12 protein-coding genes are annotated in these 24,998 nt (G+C 63.1%); 8 read left to right on the forward strand and 4 right to left on the reverse strand.

Features of this window, described 5'->3' with window-relative positions:
* The first annotated feature begins 65 nt into the window (after positions 1–65).
* The 4 genes from ACP7CJ_RS00980 to ACP7CJ_RS00995 all read left to right on the forward strand — a co-directional run bounded on the left by ACP7CJ_RS00980 (position 66) and on the right by ACP7CJ_RS00995 (position 5,213).
* On the forward strand, positions 66–2,585 hold the full coding sequence (locus tag ACP7CJ_RS00980; protein ID WP_426099631.1) for a TcfC E-set like domain-containing protein: 2,520 nt from the start codon (positions 66–68) through the stop codon (positions 2,583–2,585).
* 134 nt (positions 2,586–2,719) lie between these two features.
* Positions 2,720–3,460 (forward strand): molecular chaperone, encoded by a 741-nt coding sequence (locus ACP7CJ_RS00985; RefSeq protein WP_426099630.1) that lies wholly within the window; start codon positions 2,720–2,722, stop codon positions 3,458–3,460.
* Positions 3,457–3,945, forward strand: a complete 489-nt coding sequence (locus ACP7CJ_RS00990) for a CS1 type fimbrial major subunit (protein WP_426099629.1) — start codon at positions 3,457–3,459, stop codon at positions 3,943–3,945. Before ACP7CJ_RS00985 ends, ACP7CJ_RS00990 begins: the two co-directional genes overlap by 4 nt.
* Before the next feature lie 41 nt (positions 3,946–3,986).
* Positions 3,987–5,213: a hypothetical protein gene (locus tag ACP7CJ_RS00995; protein WP_276196673.1), complete on the forward strand. Its 1,227-nt coding sequence runs from the start codon at positions 3,987–3,989 to the stop codon at positions 5,211–5,213.
* 38 nt (positions 5,214–5,251) lie between these two features.
* On the opposite strand, the gene ACP7CJ_RS01000 is transcribed toward ACP7CJ_RS00995, so the two are convergent.
* Positions 5,252–10,330, reverse strand: coding sequence for an NEL-type E3 ubiquitin ligase domain-containing protein (locus tag ACP7CJ_RS01000; protein ID WP_426099628.1), 5,079 nt, complete (start codon positions 10,328–10,330; stop codon positions 5,252–5,254).
* Between the two features lie 84 nt (positions 10,331–10,414).
* Positions 10,415–13,516: a transglycosylase domain-containing protein gene (locus ACP7CJ_RS01005; protein WP_426099627.1), complete on the reverse strand. Its 3,102-nt coding sequence runs from the start codon at positions 13,514–13,516 to the stop codon at positions 10,415–10,417.
* A 65-nt stretch (positions 13,517–13,581) separates the two neighbouring features.
* On the opposite strand from ACP7CJ_RS01005, the gene ACP7CJ_RS01010 reads away from it, so the two are divergent.
* Both ACP7CJ_RS01010 and ACP7CJ_RS01015 read left to right on the forward strand, forming a co-directional pair.
* Complete coding sequence (locus tag ACP7CJ_RS01010; protein WP_426099626.1) at positions 13,582–13,899, forward strand: hypothetical protein; 318 nt, start codon at positions 13,582–13,584, stop codon at positions 13,897–13,899.
* Between the two features lie 346 nt (positions 13,900–14,245).
* Positions 14,246–15,664: an amino acid permease gene (locus ACP7CJ_RS01015; protein WP_276196677.1), complete on the forward strand. Its 1,419-nt coding sequence runs from the start codon at positions 14,246–14,248 to the stop codon at positions 15,662–15,664.
* Positions 15,665–15,709: 45 nt separating this feature from the next.
* Here ACP7CJ_RS01015 and ACP7CJ_RS01020 read toward each other — a convergent pair whose 3' ends face one another.
* Together ACP7CJ_RS01020 and ACP7CJ_RS01025 are read right to left on the reverse strand one after the other, a co-directional pair.
* Complete coding sequence (locus tag ACP7CJ_RS01020) at positions 15,710–22,237, reverse strand: NEL-type E3 ubiquitin ligase domain-containing protein (RefSeq protein ID WP_426099625.1); 6,528 nt, start codon at positions 22,235–22,237, stop codon at positions 15,710–15,712.
* A 62-nt stretch (positions 22,238–22,299) separates the two neighbouring features.
* Positions 22,300–23,448 (reverse strand): OpgC family protein, encoded by a 1,149-nt coding sequence (locus ACP7CJ_RS01025; RefSeq protein ID WP_276196679.1) that lies wholly within the window; start codon positions 23,446–23,448, stop codon positions 22,300–22,302.
* Between the two features lie 223 nt (positions 23,449–23,671).
* Between ACP7CJ_RS01025 and ACP7CJ_RS01030 the strand changes: the two genes are divergently transcribed.
* A complete protein-coding gene (locus ACP7CJ_RS01030; protein ID WP_426099624.1) occupies positions 23,672–24,046 on the forward strand; it encodes a GtrA family protein in 375 nt (124 codons plus the stop codon).
* Positions 24,043–24,987: a glycosyltransferase family 2 protein gene (locus ACP7CJ_RS01035; RefSeq protein ID WP_426099623.1), complete on the forward strand. Its 945-nt coding sequence runs from the start codon at positions 24,043–24,045 to the stop codon at positions 24,985–24,987. Before ACP7CJ_RS01030 ends, ACP7CJ_RS01035 begins: the two co-directional genes overlap by 4 nt.
* Positions 24,988–24,998 lie beyond the last annotated feature (11 nt).

Consider the following 24,998-nt stretch of genomic DNA (forward strand, 5'->3'; position numbering starts at 1 on the left):
GCAGGCGGTGTTCGCCTGGGGTCGGTGCTCCGATGGTTTGCTGTTCGCCCTAGAGTATTAAGTTCATGTTCCCGATGAAACCCATCGCGGCGGCGCTGGCCCTGCTTGCCTGTTCGGCTGCCTTGGCCGCGGCTGACAACAGTTACACGCCGCGCAGTTTGCTGGCTCAGGCGAAAGGTTTGCCGAGCGAATTCGAAGAGCATTTTTTTGATGTGCCGCTGGCCGTGCGCATAGAACGCGACGAAGTGTTCATGGGCGAGGCAATGGTGGTGCTTTCGCGCGATGATCGCCTCACGCTGCTGGACTTTACCGATACCAGCGACAGCCCGATCAAACCCGCTGAGCGCGATACCTGGAGCAGTTACTTGCAACAAGGCGTCGCGCTAGGCAGTTGCACGCAACACTGCCCGGAGAAGATGTTGGCGGTGCATTACAACCTGGAAAACTCGCTGGTCTCGATCCTCACGCAGAACGCCGAGCACGACACCGATCATCAGCGTTATTACCACCAACCCAAAGACGGCAGCACGGGCTTGATTGTCAGCAACCAGTTGAACCTCAACGGCGGGCAAGACCAGGCACTCGGCGGACGTTTCGGGGTTGAAGCCAGCAGCAGCCTGGGGAACTGGAGCCACGCGCTCAACCTGCAACTGGCACGCCTCGGCGGGCCGGACACGCAGCTGTATCACGCGTTGTATTCGCTGTATGCCCAGCGCGAATTCGAAGGCCAGTTCCTGCGCCTGGGCTATTTCACGCCCACTTCCGAAGGGCTTAATCGCCAGCCGCGCTCCTTTGGGGCGGCGCCGGATGTGGCCGTGGGTGTGATGCTCGGCAGTTCCGACAGCCTCGCGATCAGCAACCCCAAGCCCAGCGTGTACCCGATCTACGTCACCTCCAACCGCCAAGGCTCGGTAGAGATTTATCGCAACGGCCTGCTGATCAACACCCAGCCAGTGGCGGCCGGTTTGCAAAGCATCGACACGCGCGCGCTGCCCGGTGGCATTTATGAAGTGGAAGTGCGCCTGGTCGAAGACGGCCAGGTCACGGCCACCACCCAGGAGCTGGTGTACAAGCCCAATAACTGGCGCAACCACGACGAGCGCTGGCGCTACAACCTGTTCGCCGGCCGCGAAAGCACCCTGCTCAACAACTGGGATCAGCGCGACAAAGGCGACATGACCGCCGGCGCCTCGGTCAATTACCTGCTGCACCCGCGCGTGATCCTCGGCCTGTCCGCTCGCCAGGTGCAGGACCGCATGCAATACGGCAGCTCCATCGACTGGACGCTGGCGACCCAGGCGAGCGTCTACGCCAACGTCTACCAGACCCAGGACCACGGCACCGGCATGGACGTGCAAGGCCTCTACAGTTATGGCGCCGGCAGCGTGATTGCCAGCCACAACCGCAGTTGGCTGGACACGCGCAACACCTACGACACCCTGCCCGACGGTACACGGCTGCGCTCCCGACAAACCTTTGTCGGCCAGACCAGCACCTCGTCGCTGTCGATCAATCATCGTCTGCTCAACCAACATTCGCTCAATGCCCGCCTGTCCCACAGCCAAGGCAATGTCGAGGGGGTTGGCCTGGACCTGGGCTGGAGCAAACACGATGTGTTGTTTGGCAGCGATGCCAACTGGCGCCTGTCGCTGTTTGACCGCCCCGCCAGCCGCAGCACCGGCGACCAGCGCAACCGTGGCGTCGACCTGACCCTCAACCTGGCCCTCGGCGGGCCGGGCGAACAGTGGTCGGGCAGCATCGGCTCGCGCACTTCCCGCGACGGCAAGCGCGACAACAATGGCTCGTTGACGTACCGCAAAAGCATGCCCGATCACGTCTTACAGAACGTCTCGGCCACCGTGCTGACCGACACCTACGGCGTCGGCCTGTCCGGCATGACTAGCTTCCACGGTGACACCGTCGGCGGCGATGTTTTCGCCCAGCGTTCCTCCTACAACGGCAACCTCACCGGTGGCCTGAACCTGCACAGCACCTTCGCCGTCGGCGGCCAGAAGATGGCGCTGACCAGCCAGTACCACGGCAACGGCGCCGGCATGATCGTCGATGTGGAGACCGACCTGGACGACATCACCTTGCGCGCCGACGACCTCAGCGGTGGCAGCACCGCGCTGCGGCCGGGGCGTAACTTTGTACCGCTCACCGCTTACAGAACCGGCTCGGTGGCGTTCGACTTCGAAGGCAACCACCCGCCGTCGGCGAACATCCAGCCGCCGCGCAGCGCCTACCACATCAACAAGGGCGGGGTGGACTACCGCAAGATCAGCGTGATGAAAACCGTCACCGTGCTCGGTCGCCTGGTCGACCCACAAGGCCGGCCGCTCAAGGGCCATCACGTGATCAACCACGCCAGCCGTGGGGTCAGCGAGGTGGACGGGTTCTTCTCGATGGAAATGAACGCCGGCTCGCCGACCCTGCAAGTGCGCCAGGGCAACCAGTTGCTCTGCCAGTTCCGTCTCGACCCGAGCCTGGCCCGCACTGAAAACGATGTGCTGATGATCGGTGACCTGCGCTGCACGCCGGACACCTTGGCGGATGCCGCACTCACCCAGCAGAAGTCGGGCTGATTCTTACAGGACTGACGTCATGCACATCACGACGTATAGGGCAGGGGCACCTGCGCGGGCGCGGTCACGGCTATTTGGGATTCGCAAGTCTAGTGCGTTGGCGTCGGGCCAATCGTTAATGAGGGTGTAAAACAATGAAAGTATTAGCCGCAATCCTGGGCGTGTGGATGGTGTCCTTTGGGGTCCAGGCGGGCCCGAATATTAACGTCGGCGTGGTCTACGACTACCTGGACGGCAGCAAAAGCAGTTACCTGAAACGCATCTTCAACGGCGGCACCAGTACCGCCTTCGTCAAGGTCGAGATCCTCGAAATCGTCTACGACGCCAGCGGCGTGCCCCAGGAAGTACCGCTGCAAAGCCAGGCTGACGCCACCGCACGGGATGGCCTGATGGCCAGCCCCGCACGGCTGATCGTGCCGGCCAACGGCATGCAGGGCACGCGCTTGTTGTACATGGGCGAGCGGGCCAGCGAGCGTTACTTCCGGGTGCGCTACATCCCGGTGGTGCCGGAAAAAGAGGACGCCTTCGCCGTGTCCGACGAAGAGCGCGAGGCCTATCAAAAAACCTTGCAGGCCGGCGTCAGCGTATTGGCCGGCTACGGCACGGTGTTTTTCGTGCGACCCAAGGACACCCGCTACGACACGCGCATCGACGACGGTGCCGGCCGCTATGAGCTGCGCAACAACGGCAACAGCGTGATCGTGGTCGACGAGTTCAAGAACTGCGTGGCCGGTAAACCGACCGACTGCCATCCGACCACCAAAAACCACGTGCTGCCGGGGCGCGCCTTTACCTTCACTAAGGACGCCGGGCGCCAATACACCTTCAAGCTGCAGGAAGGCGACAACCAGAAAAATCTAGAGGTGAAAGGATGAGCCGTTGGCCAGTGTGCAGGGTTCTGACGGTACTGGGCCTATTGAGCCTGCTCAGCTTCAGCGCCCTGGCGGCCCGCGAAGAGGCGGTGTTCCAGGTGTCGGTCAAGGTGCCCACCAGTGACTTTTATGTGTTGCCGCTCAACCCCGGTTTTTTGGAGCGTGAGCAAACGCTGAACTGGAACCCGGTGACTGAAACCCTGACCGCGCTGCGTGAGTATTTCGACGTGAAAAACGTGCTGGGCGCGGTGGATGCCTACCTCGCCTATGAGCCGGTGTTGTTCAACGGCAGCGACAACATTGCCTTGACCGTCACCTTCAACCAGCAGGTGCTGGGGCTTGCCGCCGTGCGCGTGGTGCCGGAAGACGAGGCCCGCGTCGGCAAACGCGTGCTGCTGGAAATCGCCGCGCAGAAGCCTGACGACGGTTATCTCCCCGGCCAGTACTTCGGCAATGTGCAGATCATCTTTGACGCGTTGCGCCCATGAGCGGCGCAGCGTATTTGAATCGTTCGAGGACGAGTGAACCCATGCAAATCAAACACACGCTGTTGGGGCTTTGGCTGGTCGGCCTGCTCCTGGGGCTGCCCGCTGACGCAACGGCGGCCACCGTGGATATCCTGGCCTCGTTCCGGCCGGACCCCAGCCAGCCTTCGCGTAACGTGTTCAAAAACCACACGCCACCGGGTAACAGCTATTGCACCTGGGCGCCGCAGTATTGCAACGAGACGCGCTACAGCATCGGCTTTCCGATTGATTTTCGGATGAACTCGGCGATTACGCCGGGCGGGGACGACCGCAACCATATCCTGTTTCATGCGCCGACCGAGCGCCGCAATATAACGGTCTTGCACGAAAGCACCGGAGAGGCGGAAACCCTTCAATTCCGTATCAGTGGCATCGGCATGATGCTTAAGTGGATCGAGCCGAACCCCGGTCCCGGCGTGGGTTGGGAATCATCATGGGTTTACCCCCCGGCACCGTGCCAATACATCGGTACTGGGGTCGGCAGCCCCTCGTTCTATGCATTTACCTGGGGGTTGCCGGAAGGCAGCAGGGGATGTGCGCAAAGAGCGGCCACTGCCGTGCCTATGGGGACGTTTTGGATGGAGGGTTTGGGGTTCACCTACGAGTTGATCACGCCCAACCCATTGGGCATGAGGGCCGGTACGTATCGCGGGCAGATCACGTTCAGCGTGGGGCCTTACAAAGACTTCGACATGGGCGACGTGCTGTTGCCCGACGATGACCAGATCACCCTGAATTTCATTCTCTCGGTCGACCACGTCCTCAAGGTCGAGATCCCACCGGGCGGTGATCGTGTCGAGCTGCTGCCCCAGGGTGGCTGGCAGGGCTGGGTGAGCCAGGGGCGTAAACCGACGCGGCTGTTCAGGGATCAGACCTTCAACTTCTATTCCACCTCGCGCTTCAAGATGGGCCTGCAGTGCCAGTACGTCGAGGCGGGGGACAACACCTGCCGGATACGTGAGGCCGCCTCGGGGCGCTCGGTGCCGTTGCAGGTCGGCGTGACCATGCCCTACGGCATCGTCGACCCCGAGGGCCAGCCGATCCAGCGTCGCCCGCTGCGGCTGGATGGCACGGGCACGCAGTTGCTGCTCTCGACCATGTTCGTGAACCGCAAACCTGGCACCCTGCATTTCGAAGTGGCGCGTGATGACGTCGCGACGATGTTGCAGCCCGGTGAGGCCGCCGCCTATGAAGGGAGCGTCACGGTGATCTGGGATTCGGAGGTGTAACGGCGGCCGGCGCGAGCACCCTCGCGCCGGCCATTGCCTCATTGTTCGGGCAAGGGCTCGCGGTTATGGCGTTGGCGGGCCTTTTTCAGGGCCTCGCGGGTCAGGCCGCGCATCCATTCCTTCTCCTTGTACCCCAGGTCGTTGAGCAGGCGGTTGTTCAGCGCTTCACTGATCGGTGTGTCGGTCAGTACGACGCTTTCGGTGGTTTCCAGTTCGTCCGCGAGTGCCTTGAGCTTGTTTTTGAGCCGGTCTTTCTGCTGCGGTTCCTGTTCCTCGCGCCATTGCGCCTGCAGGGTTTGCAGGTCGTCCAGGCGGTAGAACTTCTCGGTGTACGCGCTGGCATTCTGTTGAGAGAGGGTGTCGTAGGTTTGCTGCAGGAAGGTCTCCCAGTACGGCTCCAGTAAGATCTGGTTGACCAGGCCGTCGCCCTGGCCCAGTGCCTGAACGGTGGTGTAAGCCTGTTGGATCTGGGGCGGGCTGACATTGGCGGTGTCGCGGTACAGCATGTGGTCCGACAGCCAGGGCAAGTCCAGCAGGTTGGCCAGCGCGGTCTGGTAGGCCAGGTGGATATCCACTTCGTCCACCTCGCCCGCTTCGCCATCCACCCGTTCTGAGCGCAGGTGCAGGCCTTCGCCACCGGCCGCTTTGGGCCGCAGGCGGCGGGCGACTTCTGCCTGGGCCACCTGGTTCAGGTGTTTGAGGCGCGCCGCGCCTTTGGCCAGGGTCACCAGTCGGCCTTCGAGTTCAGGCAGTGTCACCGAAAAGCGCCGTGCTTCGCTGGCCATCACCTCAATGCCCATCTCATTGAAAATCTGCGCGCCGCCATCGCCACACAAACCGGGGAAGCTCGACAGCTTGAACAACCGCTCGCGCAGTGCGCTGTCGGCGTGGGTGGCGTTGATCAAGCGCCACACCCGTTGCGTCAGCTGCGCTTGGTTGAGGGCATAGCGCTGCTGGTCCTGGGGGTTCTCAAAAAACTCGGGAGGCTCAAGCAGTTTGATCACTTCGAAAAAGCCCTGGGAGCCGTGTTCGTCTTCGACCGCGTCCCACAATTGCTCGCGGATACGCCGGGTGTTGGCGTCGACGCCAGCCAGCCAGGGGTCGCTGCTGCCTTGGGGTTCGTAGGTGCGATACGGGTCCAGCCCGGCCTCGCTGCGGTAGCGCTCGTACAGGGTGCGCTGATCGTCGTCCAGCGCGTTGCGGTCCAGGCGGGTACGCGCCACGGTGCGTGCGGCGGTGGGCTGCGGCGTGAGCGCGGGCAGGGCGGTGATCGGGTTGCCGCTCAGGTCGAGGTCGAACATGTCGTTCCTGGGGTGGGCAAACAGGCCGCGGGGCCATTGGCTGATTTGCGTATGGTTCAGGTCGAGGCGGCGCAGGTTGGGCATGCGCGTGATGTCCGGCGGGGCCGCGAGGGGGTTGTGGTCCAGAATCACGGTTTGCAGGCGCCGTAGATTGCGCAGGCGCGTCACGTCTTCAGGGAACAGCACCATGCGGTTGTTCGACAGGTTCAGGTTGCGCAGAACCCGCATCGCCGCCAGTTCGACCGGCAAGCTCGTCAGGTTGTTGTGGCTCAGGTCCAGGGAGCGCAGCGCCGGGAAGTGTTTGAGCAAGCCGCAATGGGTTTGCCCGACGCTGCTCTGGCTCAGGTTCAGGAACGTCACGTGCTCAAAGTTGACGGTCAGCGCAGGCAGCGACTCGGGTAACGGCATGCCGTCCAGATCGATCCGCGCGCCGGGCTGAGTTCTGCCCCAATCGTCGGTGTATTCGGCGTAGCGCTCGCCCCAGCACTGTTCAAGCAGGTGGGCCAGGCGTCGGCGGGCGGCCAGTTGTTGGCGTTCCTGCGCGCTGCCTTTGGGGTGATGGGTGGGCGATTGTTTCCAGGCCTGCAATTGGGTGCGCAGGGTGTGTTTTTGCAGGGTCAGCTCGTTCAGGGTGGTGCTCAGTTGGTCGGGGGGGATTTCGTCGATAAAACGGTTCAAGCGTTGCTCGCTCAGGCTCGGAAACAAGCGCTGCAGCACCTCGCGCGCAAACGTCGCGTGGGTATCGGCTGGGGCTGCGCGGCAGCGACTGAGCAGCGGGCCGCCGAGCAATTGCTGGGTGTGTCGCTCCATGACGCGGTGGGTTGCCGGCGCTGCCAGCAGCTTGCGGCGCTCGGCCAAGGGTTCCAGGGTGGTCATCAACCAGTTTTGGAAGCCGTCGCCGTCGCCGGGGTTGTAACCCAGCGTGCTACGTGACGCGTCGGGCAGCACCCGCAACACAGCCTCGTACAGACTGCTCGGGCTGTGCAACTGCCGGCCTGCAGCGTCGTAGACCGCGTAACCCAGGCTGTTGCGCACCAGTACTCGACGCGTGCTGGCGGTGTCCGGCCCGGCCTGGCTGCGTAGGGTGCCGGTGATGGAGGTTTGGCGGATTTGAATGTGCAGATCGGTGAGCGCATCGGTATGAAACAGCAGGGTCTTGAGCACCAGGCTTTCCGTCGCCGGGCTGGGCGACGCCGGTGGATAGAAGCCTTCGTAGGCGCGCACCGAATCGGCGGCCACGTGCAGCTCATGGGCCAGGTTGCGCAGGCGCAGCGGCCAGCGATGCTGGTCGGCCAAGGCCTGGCGTTCGCTCGGGCGGGCGGTCTCCAGCAGGCGGCGGGCCAGGCTCAGGTCGAGGTCGGGGTGGTCCTGGCGCAGGCCGATGATGCCGGGGTCGTCGCTCGCTTCACGGGCGCGGTAGACCGCCGGCGCGGTATCGCGGCTCTGGCTCAGTACGTAGCGGGCCAGTTGCTCGCGCAACGCTTGTACGCGCTGCGATTCGGGCACCTCGACGCCCAGCAGGGCGGTGATCGCCGCTTCATCCAGAAACCCCAGCACCCGTTCCGGCAAATGACCGGACAGCACCTCGCCGAGGCTGATGTGCAAGGTGTCGGCTGGGCTGGCGTGCGCGGCGCCATAGCGGTGCGACGTGCCGCTCAGGTCGGGCTTGAGGAACACCTGCAGGGCTTTGTCCTGGGGCCAGCCGTCGAGTTCGGTGACCATTTGCTCGAACCAGTCCGAGCTCGGGTCGGCGCTCAAGGCTTGCCCTGCGCGGATTTTTTCACTGGCGACCCTGATGGACTCGTCCGCTTCGAGCCGTTTGAGGCTGGCATCGAGCAGCGGCGGCAGGGGTTCGTTGTGCTCGTACATGCGGCGTAACGCGCCGTCTTCGGTGGCGCTGGCAACCCTTAGCTGCTCCAGTTGCGTGTCGCTGAACGGTTGCACCCGATGCCCAAGACGGCGCAGCAATTGCGCGCGCTCCCACGTGCGCGGGCGTTCGCCCTCATGGGTCACGGCGCCGTCGCCGTTCAATTGCAGGCGTGGCCGGTAGGCGTCCGGGCGTTCGGGGTGGACCACGCGGTGCGCTTCGCTGAGCGGGTCGTATTGCACCTCCAGGTGCTGGCCGCCGAGGGCCAGCAGGGTTTTGCCAGCATGCTGATGCAGGCCCGAGGGCGAGGGCACCGAGCCGTCGGGGATCGGGTTGTTCTGGGCGAACGCGCGGATGTCCGGGTTCCACAACCGCCGTGTGCCGTCGGCCCGCTCTACCGGGACCAGGCCTTCGATAAAGGGCGAGCGTTTGAGCCGCGCCAATTGACCAAGACTGCCGCCCGCCGCAAACAGGGCAAACTGCATCACGCTGTCGGCCACCCCCGTCACGTGTTCCCAGGCTTCGGTGCGCCGGCCCTCGGTCCAATCGACGAGGCCTTCGAACACCTCGTCCATGATCTGGTACGCGCTGTAGACCAGCATCAGTTCGCCGAGCACCGGCACGAACGGGGTCAGCACCAGCAACGCGGCATTGAGGATGTCGCCGAGCATCTGCTCCAGGTTGTCCCACCAGGCCCAGCGGGCGTGGCGCTCGACGTCGGCGGTGGACACGGCGAGGGTTCGCGCATCGTTGACGATTTTGTTCAGTTGCACGCGAAACAGGTAACTCCACAGGGTGTCCGCGTGAGGTGTCGGCGGGCGCTGGCGATAGTCGTCCTGCCAGCGTTGCACGCTGAAGTGCAGGTTGGGATCGCTGATCGGCGTGTCTTTCCAGCTCGGCCCGCTGTCGGTGCGGGCCTTCTGATGCCACTGGATGTGGCTGAGGCGCGCATTGAGCCCGGCAAAAAAAGCGCCGCGCTCGGCATGGGGCACGAACTGGCTGAAGAACACCTGATAGCGCGCCCGGTCGCGCAACTGACGGGTCAGTTCGGCCATGAACGCCTGCGGCGACGGGTACTCCTTGAGCGGGTGCTCGGGGTCTTCGGCGACGTAAGCGATCACTCGGGGGCTTGGCGCGGCGATAAACAGCACGATGCCCACCAGGGCGACATTCATCACGCTGAGGGTATAGGCCTGGAGCGCCGTCGGCTGCTCGTTCACCCGCTCAAGCAGCATGCCGTGGGCGTCGGGCTTGAGGTCACCCTGGAGCAGGGCCAGGTGCGCGGCGCTTTTCAGCGCGGCCTTGTGGCGTGCGACCACTTCGTCGTGAACCGTGCGGGCCAGCGGCGGGTGGTTGAAGCCAAGCGCCTGGCTGAGCCTGAGTTGATACTGCGCGCCGATGTCGAGCTGGCGGCAAATGGCTTTGAAGCGCTGCGCCGTGAGCCGGGCGCCGCTGGTGCGGTGGCTGATCGACACGACATCGCGCTGGCCTCGCACGTCGCTCGGCCCGAGGAAGGCGAAATCGAGAAAGCGGTCGTCGGCGGCGAAGTTGCCCAGCGCCGCGTCGAGCAACGAGACGGTCTTGCTGGTCTGGGCGCCGGTCACGTTGAGCGTCCACCAGGCCTGGCTGGCGTCGACGTAGAGGCGCAGGTAAGTGTTGCGTACCTCCACGGCGCCGTAGTCGCGCAGGGCGTTTTTCAGCAAGGGTTCGGCGAAGGCGTACACATCGTTCAAGCCGGCGAGCCGTTGGTCCAGCAGGTTTTGCCGGTGCCAGTGCTCGGCAATCGCGGCCTTGAGCGGGGCTGGCGTGCTCACGACGTTGAGGCGGGCGGCTGTCAATGCGCCGAGGCGTTCAGGCGTGGTCTGGGTGAGCCAGCGCGGTAGGGCGTCGCGGATGTGCGCGTAGTGGGCGCCGTTGAAGGCGCTGTCGAGTGGCGGTAGAGCGGGCATGGATCAGGTCCTGATAAAAGGGTGATCCATCAGTGTGTTCAGCGCTGTTGCGCGGTGGTGGCAGATAGATAGTGCAGCCGCGCGTCAGTGTTTGCCCGCCAGGCACAGCGCCGGGTCGCCCGGTTGCAGGAGTGGGTTGAGCATCGGCGCCATGCCCTTGAGCACCTGCACCGGCAAGGCTGACGTGAAGGTAAAGTGCTGCGCCGACGCCCCCGGCACAAACGCGGTGAGAGTGCCGAAGTGATGCGCGCCGATGTAGAACACGAACGTCGCCGTGCGGTTGATCGACTTCGAACTGAGCATGCGCCCGCCGGCCCCCATGGCTTCGATGCGGTTATCGCCGGTGCCGGTTTTGCCGCCCATCGCCAGCGGTGTGCCGTCGGCCAGTTTGAAGCTGCCGGCCACGCGCTTGGCGGTGCCGGCGTCGACCACTTGCGACAGCGCGCCGCGCAACGCCGTGGCGACTTCGCTGGGTAGTACCCGTTTGCCGCGATTCGGGTCGTTGGCGACGTGGGTTTCGTAGGGCGTGCCGCTGGCAAATTGCAGGCTGTCGATACGCAGCACGGGCAGGCGCACGCCGTCGTTGAGGATGATCCCCATCAGTTCCGCGAGGGCGGCGGGGCGGTCGCCGGAGCTGCCGATGGCGGTGGCCAGCGACGGCACCAGGTGGTCGAACGGATAGCCGACGGCCTGCCAGCGCTGGTGGATATCGAGGAACGCTTCGATCTCCAGCATGGTGCGAATCCGGCTGTCACGCGCACTCTGGTGGCGGCTCTTGAACAACCAGCTATAGACCTCCTGGCGCTCGAACTCACTGGCTTTGACGATCTCGTCGAAGGTCGCTTCGGGGTGGTTGAGCAGGTAGCCCAGTAACCACAGGTCCAGCGGATGCACCTTGGCGATATAGCCCTGGTCCGGCAGGTTGTAAGCGCCGGGGCCGTAGCTCTGGTAGAGCCGTTCGAGGCGCTCGTCGGTGAGCTTATCGGTGGTTTTGAGGTGCTTCAGGTGCGAGCGCACGAAGCCGTTGAAACTCTCCTGGCTGGCCTGGGGCAGCAGGTAGCGGTGGACGGCGGCCAGGCGGATCGCGGTGGGGTGCAGGCTGTCCATGAAGGTGTCGAGCCGGGCCTGGGTGTCTTTGTGGCGGTATTTTTTCCAGAACTTGAGCAGGAATGCGGTGCCTTCGTGGTCGGCGAATTTGGCCAGGTATTCCTGGCGGCGCGGGTCGTTGTCGTCCTTGAGCAGCCGTGCGCTGTTGTCTTCGCCCGAATAGGTGGTGTAGCGCACCAGATCACGCATCAAGCGAATGAACGGCAGGTTGATCGACTCGCGCAGGGCATCGCGCAAGGTCGGGTCGCGGCCGTTGTCTTCGTTGCGAAAGTTATGGAAACGGTGCAGGCCGCCACCGGTGAAAAACGCCTCGCCGGGGTTGGCCGAATAGGTGCGGTCGAGGGCGGCGTCGAGCATCTTCGACAGGTCGCGGTCGCTGTGCTGGGTCAGGTAATTCAGCGCCCAACGCGAGAGCACGTCCTGTTCGGGCAGTTCGACGTTTTTCAGCTCGGCGGGCGTGCGCGCCTGGTAGCGCTCATGCAGCTCGGTGATGATTTGCAGGTAGGTGGTCAGCACCCGCAGCTTGGCGGTGGAGCCCAGTTCCAGCTTGCTGCCTTCGTTGATGTCGAACGGCTGGTCGGTGTTGTCGGTCTGCACCCGCACGCGTGCGCCGTCGGGTGTCAGTTCGTAGAGGGTGAAGCTGTAGCGCACCTGCGGCGTGCTTTGCGGGGTTAGCAGGCGCGGGCCGAGCAGGCCCATTTGCGCGGCGAACGTCGGGTCGGCCAAGTGCTTGAGGTAGTCGGTGGCCTGGGTTTGCAGCGCGTAGTGCAAGGTGCTGGTGGCCGACAGATCGAGGCGGTCGAGGTCATACAGCGAGCGGTTGAGCAGGTTGGCGAGACGGCTGCGCGCAACGTTGATGGCCTTGTTGGTTTCCACCGGCTGCAGGGTCGGTTGCTGCTGCCAGTCGCGGTAGGTCACAGGGCTGGCGAGGGCGGCGGCGGACAAGGTGGCGGGGATCACCTGGTTCTGCGCGAGCAGGCGGATATGGCTGTCGGTCAATTGCGCCAGCTCTTCGCGGCCTTTTGTCAGGTAGTGCGAGGGGCGGCGCTGGGCAATCATCAGCGACAACACCTGGCGCAGGGCCAGGCCGCGTCTGGCCAGGCTAGGCGGGTCTTGCGCGCTGTCGCTCAAGGCCTGGTTGACCTGATTGAAGTCGGCGCCGTACCACACCCGCAGCCCTTCGGCCAGGCCATGCACTTCGCCGTGGCCAGGCACCGCAGACAGCGGCACGCTGTTGAGATAATCGCGCACGATATTTTGCCGACTGCCCAGGGTGTCGGGCCCGGCCTGGTAGGCCCGGACGCTGGCGGAGAGCATCTGGCGAATTTTTTCGCCGCCGGACACGGTCAAGCCGTCGGGCGAATGGCGATATTTTTCGAGCTGCGTGGCCAGGGTGCTGCCGCCGGCGGTCTGCCCTGGTAGATGCAGGAGTTTGGCCACTTGCGACCAGGCCGCCTTGGCAAAGCGCGGCCAGTCGACCGCCGGGTTGGCCAGCGGTTGCTTGGGGTCGAGCAGGTCGCGGTCTTCAATGAACAGCAGGCTCTGCACCACCAGCGGCGGGATCGCGGCAAAGCGGGTGTAGAGCTGTTGCGGGTAGGTGAAGGTGTACAGCGGCGCGGCGCGGCAATCGGTGATGCTCAGGCCGGCCTGGACTTTTTCCGCGTAGGGCACGAACAGCCCGCGCTCGGCATAGCCCAGCAAGGCCGGGGAGAAACGCGTCTGGGCCTGGATCAGGTAATTGCGCTTGAGCAGGCGCGGTAGGAATTCACCGAGGGCGCTGTAGCCCAGGCGCCGGTCGAACGGGCCGTCGCCGGGATACACGATGGCATCGCTGGCGCCGGGTTCCAGGCGATAACTGAGCGATGCGGCCAACGGGCTTAGGTAGCGTGCTTGCAGGCGCGAGGTGCGCATTTCCACGCTGGCGGCCCAGCCCAGGGCTAGTAGCGCGAGCAACAGCACCAGCCACACCAGGCGCCACCACGCTGTTCGCGTGCGGGCGCGGTGTGGCAATGGCGGTTGATCCGGGCTGTCGGTTGGCAGCGCAGCCTGCTTCGAATCGGTTTGCCATAAAGCGCCCATAGTCGATTGATCCATTGACGTAGATTGATCGGACTTGGTTGAAGCGTAGTCGTTGGTGACGAAATGTGTCAGCTCACGGCTGTGGGCGTTTCACTCCGCTGCGCAGCAGCGCCAGCCAATTGCGGTCGTTGGCCTGGCCGATGCCGGTGCTTTTGACCCGCGCCACGTTGCCGGATGTTGCCCAGGCGTCCGAACGACGGATGCAGGTGCGCCCGGCCGTGTTTCAGGACATCGAGGGTGGTCGGCATGGGGAGATCCTTTCGCTGGGATTGCCGTGCTGGCAATCGAAGCGGCCCATGGTGACGGGGCCTCCCGGGCGCGGGTATGGCGATGCTTCCCGTTCGACCGTGGCCGGCTTCCGCGTTGTCTGCCTGATGGGCTGAAAGTGTTGAGACAGAGCCTTCGGGTGGGTATATGCGGCCTAGGTAGGGGCATGACGCTGCACCAAAGCTGTGCAATACTCGGCGCGCGTCAAAACGAGAAAATCCCTTCGCTATCCAGGTAATGCCTCTCCACAAAAGGCGCTTTTACCGCGACTTCTCGCTGAATCTTGCTGTTTATTGAGTGAAAAACCCTGGGTTGAGCTTTTTATACTGCACCCCCGCTGAACTGGCCCCGGCCAGACGGGTTGGCCCATGAGGCGAGCTCGGTGAGAGGCGTCGTGGCGGACCTGCCGTGACGTCGAGTACTCGGTGGATTAATCCAATAACAAGACGAGGTTGTACCCCTATGCCAGTTGGCAACCACCTGCCTCATGGCGAGACCGCTCAGGGCGGCCCGCTGAAACGTGAACTGGGCGAACGGCATATTCGCCTGATGGCCCTCGGCGCCTGTATCGGTGTCGGCCTGTTCCTTGGCTCGGCCAAGGCCATTGAAATGGCCGGCCCGGCGATCATGCTCTCTTACATCATCGGCGGCCTGGCGATCCTGGTGATCATGCGCGCGCTAGGCGAAATGGCGGTCCACAACCCCGTCGCCGGCTCGTTCAGCCGCTATGCCCAGGATTACCTCGGCCCGTTGGCGGGCTTCCTGACCGGCTGGAACTATTGGTTCCTGTGGCTGGTGACCTGTGTGGCGGAGATCACCGCCGTGGCCGTGTACATGGGCGTCTGGTTCCCCGATGTGCCGCGCTGGATCTGGGCCCTGGCGGCCTTGCTCAGCATGGGCACGATCAACCTGATCGCGGTCAAGGCGTTCGGTGAGTTCGAGTTCTGGTTCGCCCTGATCAAGATCGTCACCATCATCGCGATGGTGATCGGCGGCGTCGGCGTCATCGCGTTCGGCTTCGGCAATGACGGCGTAGCGCTGGGGATTTCCAACCTGTGGGCCCACGGCGGCTTCATGCCCAATGGTGTGCAAGGCGTGTTGATGTCCCTGCAAATGGTGATGTTCGCCTACCTGGGTGTGGAAATGATCGGCCTTACCGCCGGTGAAGCGAAGAACCCGCAGAAGACCATCCCGAATGCCATCGGCTCGGTGTTCTGGCGCATCCTGCTGTTCTACGTCGGCGCCTTGTTCGTGATTCTGTCGATCTACCCATGGAATGAAATCGGCACCCAGGGCAGCCCGTTCGTGATGACCTTCGAGCGCCTGGGCATCAAGACCGCCGCCGGTATCATCAACTTCGTGGTGATTACCGCCGCATTGTCTTCCTGCAACGGCGGCATCTTCAGCACCGGGCGCATGCTCTACAGCCTCGCGCAGAACGGCCAGGCCCCGGCGACCTTCGGCTCCACCTCGCGCAACGGTGTGCCGCGCAATGCGCTGCTGCTGTCGATTGCGGCGTTGCTGCTGGGCGTGCTGCTCAACTACCTGGTGCCGGAGAAAGTCTTCGTGTGGGTCACCTCGATTGCCACCTTCGGCGCGATCTGGACCTGGGTGATGATCCTGCTGGCGCAGCTCAAGTTCCGTAAGAGCCTGAGCCCGGCGGAACAGGCGGGCCTCAAGTACCGCATGTGGCTGTACCCAGTCAGTTCCTACCTGGCCTTGGCCTTCCTGGTGCTGGTGGTGGGCTTGATGGCGTACTTCCCGGACACCCGCATCGCGCTGTATGTAGGCCCGGTGTTTCTGGTGCTGCTGACCGTGCTGTTCTACGTGTTCAAATTGCAACCGACCCAGGTTGCCCAAGGCGTCGCGCGCTCGGCGTAACGCTTGTTCAAGGCGGCCTGTCGCGCACAGGCCGCCTTGATGCCCTCAATCGTGGTGCAACGCGTGCAGGGCCGCGTCCGTCAACTGGCCGATGAGGCGGTTGCGCTCGGCGGTCTGCGTGTCGATCAGTGCTTGCAGCCGGTCGAGGTGTTCATCGGAGTGTTTGTCCGGCAGCTCCTTTTGCAAGCGCCCGACCTTGTTGCGGGTCACTTCCTTGATCGTTAAGAAGGGCGCGGGAAAGCGTCGTTCCAGGTAGTCGAGCCAGAAGTCGCGGGTTCGGTACGCGTTCGCCAGCCCAGGGGAATCCTTCAGCCCACGCAGCATTTGACGAGCCTGTTGGACATCATTGTCGACCACGCCGTACCCCTCCACTGAATACAACATTTGGTCCGCCTGGACCGGCAGGTTGAATTCCTCGCGTAACGTCACGCGATAGAACAGCGTGATTTCGGCGGGGTCCGGCGAACGCCCTTGTGCGGTCAAGCGGCGGGTGTGATCGTCGGCGAACTGATCGAGCTGCTCCAGGTAATACACCTGTTTGGCCAGGCCGAGCAGTTCGCGGTCGATCCGCTGCTTGTTGTACCGAGCGAGGGTCTGATGCACCCGGTGCAGGAGCTCCATGTTGCTGAACAGCAGCATGGCCCCGTCGCCGCAGGTGCCGGCAGCGCTGGTGTTGAGGAAGACTTTTTCGCGCAGCTCGGTGGAGTCACCCAGGTCGTTGAGCAACCGCCAGACCCGACGCGTCAGTGTTGTACGTGTTGCACCGCCCTGCCGGTAATCCAACGATTTGGTCAGGTCTGCCAATACTCTGAAGGCGTCATCCGGGCGGGCGCCTTCCTGGCTTGATAGCGCGTCCCACAGTTGTTTCGCCGGCGCGTGTTGAGCGCTGTCGAGGGCGCGCAGCCAGGGCGTGACGTGACGTTCTGTCGCGGGCGCGTGAGTGATGCCTGGCACGGCTCGGGCCATGACAATGCCGCTTTCGGTGCGGTATTGCTCCAGGCGCTCCAGGGCTTGCGCGGACAGCGGGTTGTCATGCAGATAGATACGGCGGTTGCGCAGGCGCGCCCTGATGTGAGTAAAGACTTGTTCGGGAATGCTGCTGATCTGGTTTTCTTGCAAATACAGCGTGTTCAGATTGCCGTGCTCTGCGGCGCCTATCGGCCATTCATGGAGATCGGTGCCCCTTAGCCTCACGCTTGTGAGTTGGACCATCCGGGTAAGGTCCGGGGTGATGCCCAGGGGGTTGCCATTCAGATTAAGACTGCGCAGATTGACCATGTTGGCGAGTCGCCCGGCCGACGCTTCGGTTAAGCGAAGCCTGTTGAATTGCAGGTTCAGGTCGGTCAGTTGCGTCATGTCGGTGATGGCGGCGGGCAGTTCGGTCAGCTCGCAGTCGATGTGCAAGGCGCGCACGTTGGGGAAGAGGGCGAGGAACGCGTGGCCTGCGGCGGGGAAGGTGTTCCCGGCGATGCTCAAGTGCTCGATGTGCTCGAACCCGGTGAACCCCGTACCAAAGGCGTCTGTGGGCAGGTCGTTGTCGTCCAGTCGCAACGTCAGTGAGTGGACGTCAAACAAGCCCGCCACATAATGCAACGTCGACTCATCCCGTCGCCACGCCCTGCGCAGTTGGTTAGCGATGTGGCGGCGTTGCCCCAGATGCATGCCTAGCGGGTCGGTCTGGTGGGCGTCGATGGGGCGTGGGGTGTCGCTCCAGCGGGTCAGTTCAATGTCCATGAAGCGGAATTCGGCCTGGCGCCGGTCAAGCTCGAGCAGCGCGGCGGGCGCGTCCAGGTTGAGCTGTTGGATGAAGGCGCGGGCGTTGTCATTGTCAAACCTTGGATAAAGCGTCTGGACCCTGTTCATCAGGTCGGGCGTGCGGTTCCCCCCGAACGGCCACAGCCAGCTCCAAACGGGATACACCAGGAACGAGCGATCCAGCCCCATGGCGGGTTGTAGCCAGGGTTGCAAGTGAGGCAGGTCAAGCAGGCTTTTGATTTCGACCCGGCGGGACAGCGCCAGGTTGGCGATCTGCTCTTGCAGGGGTGAGAGGTCGAACTCATCGGTGATCCCCAGCGAGGTGCGTTCGGTAGGGCTCAAGGTCTGGACGATGGCCGCCAGCAATCGGCTGCCAGCGCCGACGGGTGCGGCGAGTGCCGTCCCCTGAGGGGTGTAGGCGTGGTAGATGCGGTGTTGCTTGACCAGCACGTTTCGGCGCGTTCCGGCCTGGTTGCCGGCGGCTTCGATGTGGGGGCCGTTGAAGTGACTGTCGCGTATCTCAACCCGAATGTCAGTGGGCCAGCCGGGCACGGCGTCGAGCAGGTGCAAGATGATCTTGTCACTGTCCGGGTTGATCATGCTGTCCAGATACAAGCCTTCGAAAGCACGATTGAGGCGGACTTCATTGGCGGTGAAGCGGGCCTTTTCGGTGAGGCGCAGACTGACTTGACCATGTTCGTGCAGTTGCTTGAGCTCGCGGGGGGTTGCATGGCTCAAGATGCCTTCGACCGTGCTGTTAGGTAAGTCGGCGTGTTTGGCCTTGAAGCGTTCGTGCACGGCGTTGGGGCTTCTGCGTTCGCTCCTTCTGTACTGTGAATCGAACAGTTTGTCGGTTTCGTGCTCGGCAAACTCGATGACTTTTTTCACCAGTTTGAACAAGCGTTCTTCAGTGGAGGTGGGCAACTCTCCCAGCAAGGCGCTGATCAGTGCGTCGTTGCGTGTGAGTTCGTTCAGCAGCCGGGCCTCCTTGTAGTGCAGTTCGCTCACGCGGATCGTTTCAACATTCGGTCCCTCGGTGGCGGGGTGTTGATAGCGCACTTCATTGTGCGGGCCGATGATCTGCAGCCTGTGGCTGTTCGGCCACTCCGGCAACCCGGAGATCACCAGCAATTGCAGGTCTGGATCGGCATTCTGGGTATTGGGGTCTACCCGCAGCGCTTCGATGAAGCGTCGGATCTGTTGTTCGATCTTGAAGCGTTTGCAGGTGTCGGCCAGCAACGGCGGTGCCGGATGGCCGGCGCGGTGTACCTGGCGCAGCACGTGGTCGGGGGTATCGGTCAGGGCGAGGATTTGCTGGGCCTGTTCGCGGGTAAATGCGTAGTCCTTATGGCCCAGGCGGTGGAACAGTTGGTGTGTGTCCCAGGTCATCGGGTCCTCGCTGGCCAGTCGCCAGGCACCCTGGCCGTTGTGTTCCAGGAGCGGGGTGTCGACGCCGATCTTTTTCGGGTGTTTGAGCCGCCACTTGAACATCTTTTTATCGTAGGCGACCCGGTACAGGCTGCCGGACAGTGGCAGGTACTCGTTGCCCTCAATCGTGTAGATACCGTCGGCCCTGGGGGTGAGGTGCGGTGACAGCATCAGGTTGTGTTCGTAGGGCGACAGCGAGCCATTGACCAGGCTGACGAAACCTTCGGGGCTGCGCCGGGCGCTCATGTTATCGCCCAGGGTTTTGCGCAGGCCCTTGGCGTCGGTGGCGCTGCGCATGCCCAACTGTTGATGTTCGTGGGGGTGGAGCACCGAGGCGATGGCCAGATAGAAGCTGTCATGAGCCGGCGACACGGGGATTTCGCCATCGTTGCGGATGTCGTAGGCCTGGTAGCGGCCACCGGGGTGCAAACGCAGGTTCACGGTGAGGTCGTCCGGACCACTGGGCACGAAGGTTTCGCCGCGGGCGACATCCGTGACCACGAAGGGTCGCTTAAGGGTGTCGCGTATCAGCGCGCCGGCAAACTCCCTGGCCCAGAGATCGGTGTCGGCGTTGAAGTCGCGGGGGTTGTACAGGCTGTCGATCACCGCGTCGATGCGCAGCGCGGTGCGGTGGTGATCGAGCATTTCAACAAACGCCACCGGCAGGGTGCCTCCCGTCAGGAACGCCGCTTGCTGACGTTGCGTCAGCGGGTGTTCGGCAAGCAACCGCTCCAGGTTGGCGGCGGTCAGGGGCGGGTTCAGGTCGCGCAGTTTTTTCAGCAAGGGCGTGACGCTGATCAACGCGGGTGACACCTTGACCGGCAGAAACCGCCTGGCCGCCGGTGCGGCGGCGAGTTCGCCTTTTTCATAGCCCCAGTAATCGAACAAGGCTGAAAACAGCGCGTGTCGCTCGATGCTTGCCAATGCGCTCACCTGTTGGCGCACGCTGCTGATGCGCGCGTCCTCGGAGGCGTTGGGCTGGTGCTCTTTACCCAAGGTCGAGTCGCGCGGTTGTTGGCGAATGATCAGTTCAAGCAGGTGCTCGTCACCTTCGGGGCCGCTGCCTGGGTCGTTGAGGTTTAGGTAGCTGCCGTCCTCGCGGCGCTTGAGGTTGATGGCATGGGGCCGCGGTGGGGGTTGCTCGGTTTTACCGTAGGTCTCGATCCGCGTGCCGTCTGGATTGTGGATATGCAGCAGGGTGTCGGTCGGCCAGCCGCTCAGTTGGGTCAGCAGGCAGAAGACCGTGCTGTCGGTATGCGCCGGCAGTTGGCCAGGCTGGGGGAACCGCTCGATGATTTGCTGGATGACTTGGTCGACCTGCAGGCGTCTGGTCCCTTCGATCAGGTTCAACGGTGCAGGCTGGGCGCGCCACACGCGGTTCAGCGTGTCACGCGTGGTGGCAGTGCTGAGCAGCATGTGTTCAAGGGCGGCCGGCGCGATCGTCGAGGCACCGCTGGGCAGCATGCGTTGCAGCAGCGCGTGGTTGGACAGGAGATGGGCGTTGTGCAAATCGAAGGTCCAGGCCTGGAGCGCCGGGTCGAAGGTAATCGCCGGGGTGTAGCCGTCCTTGCCGTGCGTGAGTACGTAGCGTTTGTTCACGTCGTCGAATTTGACTTCGACCAGCACGTCCTTCTCGCCCTGGCGCAGTTTAGCGTAGAGCTGTTCCTGGTCGGTGTAAATGCCCACGGCGTTGGGCATGACGCCGTTGACCAGGCGTTGGTTGTCGTGGGCATAGGGTTGGGCGTCGGCTTTCCAGAGCCCATGGCTGCCATCGGCGCGCGTGATCCTGTGCGGGTTGCCGAGTTTTTCCAGGTACGCGTGCATGCGCTGGCGATGGGCTCTTCCGGCGGTTGAGATCAATTTGCCGCTGACCGCCAGGTCTGTGACGTCGGCCAGGGCCGAGGCAAACCCGCTGGCCTCGCCCTTGACCAGCTCATTCACGCCCTGGGCGGCGCTGTAGGTCAGGCTGCCCATGACCGTCAGTTGCATGACCCGGTTCATGCCGGTGACGCCGCCGGGCAGCGGGGTGAGCAGCAGTTGCAGTACCTCGCCGGCAATCGCCGCCGCCGCGTCCTTGAGGGCTTGCCAGTCTTTTTCCGAACGGGTTTGCGCCAGGGTGTCCAGGTCTGCCTGGAAACGTTGGATCTGCCGATAGGCACAGGCCTGCACCAGGGTGGTTTCGCGAGCGGATTTGATGTCGGTGCGAAAGCGGATGTTGTTCAGGGTTGTTGGCGGAAAGGCCAGGTGAAAACCTTCGTACACCTGCCTGCCCAGCCAACTGGCGCCTTGGGGCGGTTGCTCTTTGTTGATGAGTGATTTGAACAGCGACAGCCCGATCAAGGGCAATTGCCGGGAGAACCAGCCCAAGTCGTTCTTGGCGTGGCTGTCCAGCAGTTGTGTGCGAAACGTGCGTTGCGCGGCCTGGGCATCGTCGTGGTATTGCAACGCCCCGCCGGGACGAAAGGGGAAGTAGGACAACACGCCAAGGCTGGCCACGCGGATCAGCAGCAAGGGCACCGGGATGCCGGTATCCCAGGCAACGAAGGGCACCGAGATCAGGGGGGTGATGCCGGAGCTCAGGTTCAGGGTGTCGAACGGCAACTGCGGGCCAGTGCCGTCGATGGCGGCGTTCAGCCGTGTGTAGAGGTCCAGGGTGACGCCGGTGGTGGCGCGGTTGCGGTAGGCTTCGATCGCGTCGAAGCTCAGGCTGGCCTTGGCCGCCGCGTCGAATAACGGGCGCAACGGTCCGCCCGGCGCCATCGCGGTGCGGGCTTTGTTGCGCAACTGTGCGCCCAGGTCCAATGCGCGGGCGGCTTCGATGAAGGTGACTGCGCTCAGGCTGCGGTCGTTGTCCGGCCCCACGATATAGCTGGCTTCCACCAGGCTGAAACCCGAGTCGCCGGGGATGGAATGGGTGAAGCCGTAGTTGAGGCACGCCGCCTCCCACAGCGACATGTGCTTGAGGTGGTGAATGGAGTGAAAGTCGTACTCGGCTCGTCGCGCACGATTGGCGCCCTTGGGAATAGGCATGTAGCCGATCGGGGCAAGCGGGTCCGGTGGGTCCCAGGGAAAGCCCCGCTCGCGTTTTTCCTTGAACCGGGTGAAAAGGGTGTACTGCTCGGGATCGCGCCCGCCGATTTTTTCCCGCAGTTGCGCAAGGCCTTGGGTCTTGAAGTCGCGGGTCAGCGCTTGCTGGGCGGCTTCCAGAGCCGCCAGGGCTTTCAGTGCCTCGCGTTGCAAGCTGACGTAGCGGGCGGTTTGCGCTGGGTTCAAGCTGCTCATGGCTTGAATGACGTTGTGCTGGATCTGCTCAAGGGCTTGTTGGCGTGACCAGGAACTGCTGGACTGCAGGTTCCCTGATAAACCGTTGAGCAGTTGATAAGTGGACATGTGCCATGACCTTTCACGATAAGTGGAAGGGCATGGAAGCATCGACGCGAAAACTGCCGGGGCTAACTATTTAATGACGACGTGGGCACTGAGCGACGGCCTTGCAAGGAACTGTCCAGGCGCTTGTTGAATTCCAGCCAGGTCGCCAGAAAGCCCATCAACGCCACGCCTGCCAACGCGCTGAACAACTGCATGGCCAACGCATCGCCGGCCAGGGCATTGAGCATGTCCGCCAGCGGCGCCAGCAGTACGCCGAGGCAGAACACCTCCAGGGAATAGCGGCCCATGCGGCAACTTTGTTGCGCCAGCCAATGGCGGGTCCAGCCGGCGTGGGGCAAGAGCTTGGCGGTGACATAGGCCAACGCGAGGAAGTGCACCAGGCGCACCGGCGACAGGTCGGTTTTGCTGATGGGGTACAGCAGGTCGCTGAGCCACGCGGGCATCAGTGCGTCATGCACCTCGGGCCAGCGCCAGGAGAGTGTGATGATCGCCGCCAGCAGCGAGTAGGCCGCCGCCGCGATAAACAGCGGCTGGCGCAGCAGCCCACGGGTTTGCGTCGGGCGTGGCCGGCGGGAATGAAGCGCCGCCGCGCCGCCGAGCACAAACAGCAACTGCCAGGTGACGGGGTTGAAGTACCACACGCCATCGGCGATTGCCCGCAGGTTCCAGCCCATCCACGGCGCCAGCAGGTACACACCCAGCGACACGCCCACCACCGCCCAGGTCTGGCGCAGCAGCAACGGCAACACCAGCGGCAAACCGCAGAGCAACACGATGTACAGCGGCAGCGGGTCCATCAGGTTGGGCTTGAAACGCAGCAGCAATTCATCGGTGAGCGCCTGCTGCGGCTGGGTGACGAAATGCGTCAGGCCCATCTCTTCGACCAGATCGCGGGTTTCCACATGGCTGTTGGCGAAGAACACGATGCCCATCAGCATCGCCAGCAAAAAGATATGCACCACGTACAGCACCCAGGCGCGCCGCAGGATTTTCAGCGCGGCAACCCAGTAGCCGTCGCGTTGCAGGATCTTGCCGTAGGCCAGCACGGCGGCGTAACCGGCGAGGAACACAAACACCTCCGCCGCATCGCTGAAACCTAAGTTGCGCAGGGTGATCTGGCCGAGGGGATTGTGGGGGACGTGATCCCAGAAAATGAAGATCAACGCCAGGCCCCGAAAAAAATCGATGCGTGGGTCGCGTCCGTTCAGCATGGCAGCGGGCTCTTGTACGAAGGGTTTAGTAATGACAGACGAGCGCGGCGGTTGTCTTACGCCGCACGTCGGGCGGGCGCAGGTTGGCGGTATTTATAAGCAATTGCAAAGGCTGGGTATTACTGAATGTCTCAATGGCGCAGCGGCGCTACCTGTTAATTCTGACAGTAGACGGCGTTCGGGCGCCGTGGCTTGCTGGAGCCAGCCGCAACGGGACAACGCTATGACCAGACTGTGGAAGGGGTTCTCCAGTTACACGGTGATTGGCATCGCTAATACGGTGATCCATTGGCAGCTGTTTTTTGTGTTCCGGGCCGCGCTGGACCTCAGCCAGGTCGTGAGTAATGTCCTCGCGTTTTGCGTGGCGGCGTCCTTTTCGTTTTATGTCAATGCGATCTACACCTTTTCCACGCCCCCCTCGCTGCCGCGTTACACGCTGTTCATTGCGTGCATGGGCAGTGTGAGCCTGGGCGTGGGGTGGCTGGCGGACCGTTGGCAGGCGCCGGGGATCATCACCGTGATGGTGTTTTCGCTGATCAGCCTGGTGTGCGGGTTTTTGCTGTCCCGGTGCGTGGTGTTTCGCGAGCGTGGGCAATGAGGGTCTCGCTGGTGGTGCCGGTGTATAACGAGGAGCAGGCGGTCGGCGTGTTTTACCGCAGCGTGCGGCAAGAGGCCTCGTTGCACGAGCATACGGTCGAGATTGTGTTTATCAACGACGGTAGTTCCGACTGCACCGCCGAGTATGCCCAGGCGCTCGCCTTGGCCGATAGCCGCGTGGTGCTGATCAACTTCTCGCGTAACTTTGGTAAAGAAGCGGCGCTGTTCGCCGGGCTTGAATATGCCACGGGAGATGCGGTAATCCCGATGGATGTCGACCTGCAAGACCCGGTCGAGGTCATCGCGCAACTGCTGGCCGAATGGCAAAAAGGCGCCGACGTGGTGCTGGCCAAACGCCGGGATCGCACCAGTGACGGCTACTTCAAACGCCACAGTGCATCGCTTTTCTATCACCTGCTCAATCGAATTTCCTACACCCACATCGAAGAAAACGTCGGCGACTTCCGGCTGATGGACCGCAAGGTGGTGGACGTGATCAAGGCCTTGCCCGAGCAGCAATTGTTCATGAAAGGCGTGCTGTCCTGGGCCGGTTTTAACGTAGCCATCGTCGAGTACGACCGCGCCCCCCGTGCTGTCGGCCAGAGCAAGTTCAATGCCTGGAAACTGTGGAACCTGGCACTGGATGGCATCACCTCGTTCAGCACCTTGCCGCTGCGGTTGTGGAGCTATATCGGCGGCGGTATTTCGCTGCTGGCGCTGGTGTACGCCGGGTATCTGGTGGTGGACAAGGTGCTGTTTGGTAATGCGGTGCCGGGGTATCCGTCGTTGATGACGGCGATCTTGTTTTTGGGTGGTGTGCAACTGATCGGGATCGGGATATTGGGCGAGTATGTGGGGCGGATTTATATGGAGGCCAAGCATCGGCCGAGGTACGTTATCCGGGACATCGTTCTAAAAAAGACAGGCATGCGTGGGGTTTGAATGAACGCAGT

The organism is Pseudomonas sp. PSPC3-2, from assembly GCF_049897085.1.
GTDB lineage: Bacteria > Pseudomonadota > Gammaproteobacteria > Pseudomonadales > Pseudomonadaceae > Aquipseudomonas > Aquipseudomonas paraveronii.

Coding starts and splice junctions, on each gene's coding strand:
- ACP7CJ_RS01000 (WP_426099628.1), bottom strand. CDS start 10,330: ATGCCCGCTCTACCGCCACTCGACAGCGCCTTCAACGGCGCCCACTAC.
- ACP7CJ_RS01025 (WP_276196679.1), bottom strand. CDS start 23,448: ATGCTGAACGGACGCGACCCACGCATCGATTTTTTTCGGGGCCTGGCG.
- ACP7CJ_RS01015 (WP_276196677.1), top strand. CDS start 14,246: ATGCCAGTTGGCAACCACCTGCCTCATGGCGAGACCGCTCAGGGCGGC.
- ACP7CJ_RS01020 (WP_426099625.1), bottom strand. CDS start 22,237: ATGTCCACTTATCAACTGCTCAACGGTTTATCAGGGAACCTGCAGTCC.
- ACP7CJ_RS01005 (WP_426099627.1), bottom strand. CDS start 13,516: ATGGGCGCTTTATGGCAAACCGATTCGAAGCAGGCTGCGCTGCCAACC.
- ACP7CJ_RS00985 (WP_426099630.1), top strand. CDS start 2,720: ATGAAAGTATTAGCCGCAATCCTGGGCGTGTGGATGGTGTCCTTTGGG.
- ACP7CJ_RS01035 (WP_426099623.1), top strand. CDS start 24,043: ATGAGGGTCTCGCTGGTGGTGCCGGTGTATAACGAGGAGCAGGCGGTC.
- ACP7CJ_RS00990 (WP_426099629.1), top strand. CDS start 3,457: ATGAGCCGTTGGCCAGTGTGCAGGGTTCTGACGGTACTGGGCCTATTG.
- ACP7CJ_RS00995 (WP_276196673.1), top strand. CDS start 3,987: ATGCAAATCAAACACACGCTGTTGGGGCTTTGGCTGGTCGGCCTGCTC.
- ACP7CJ_RS01030 (WP_426099624.1), top strand. CDS start 23,672: ATGACCAGACTGTGGAAGGGGTTCTCCAGTTACACGGTGATTGGCATC.
- ACP7CJ_RS00980 (WP_426099631.1), top strand. CDS start 66: ATGTTCCCGATGAAACCCATCGCGGCGGCGCTGGCCCTGCTTGCCTGT.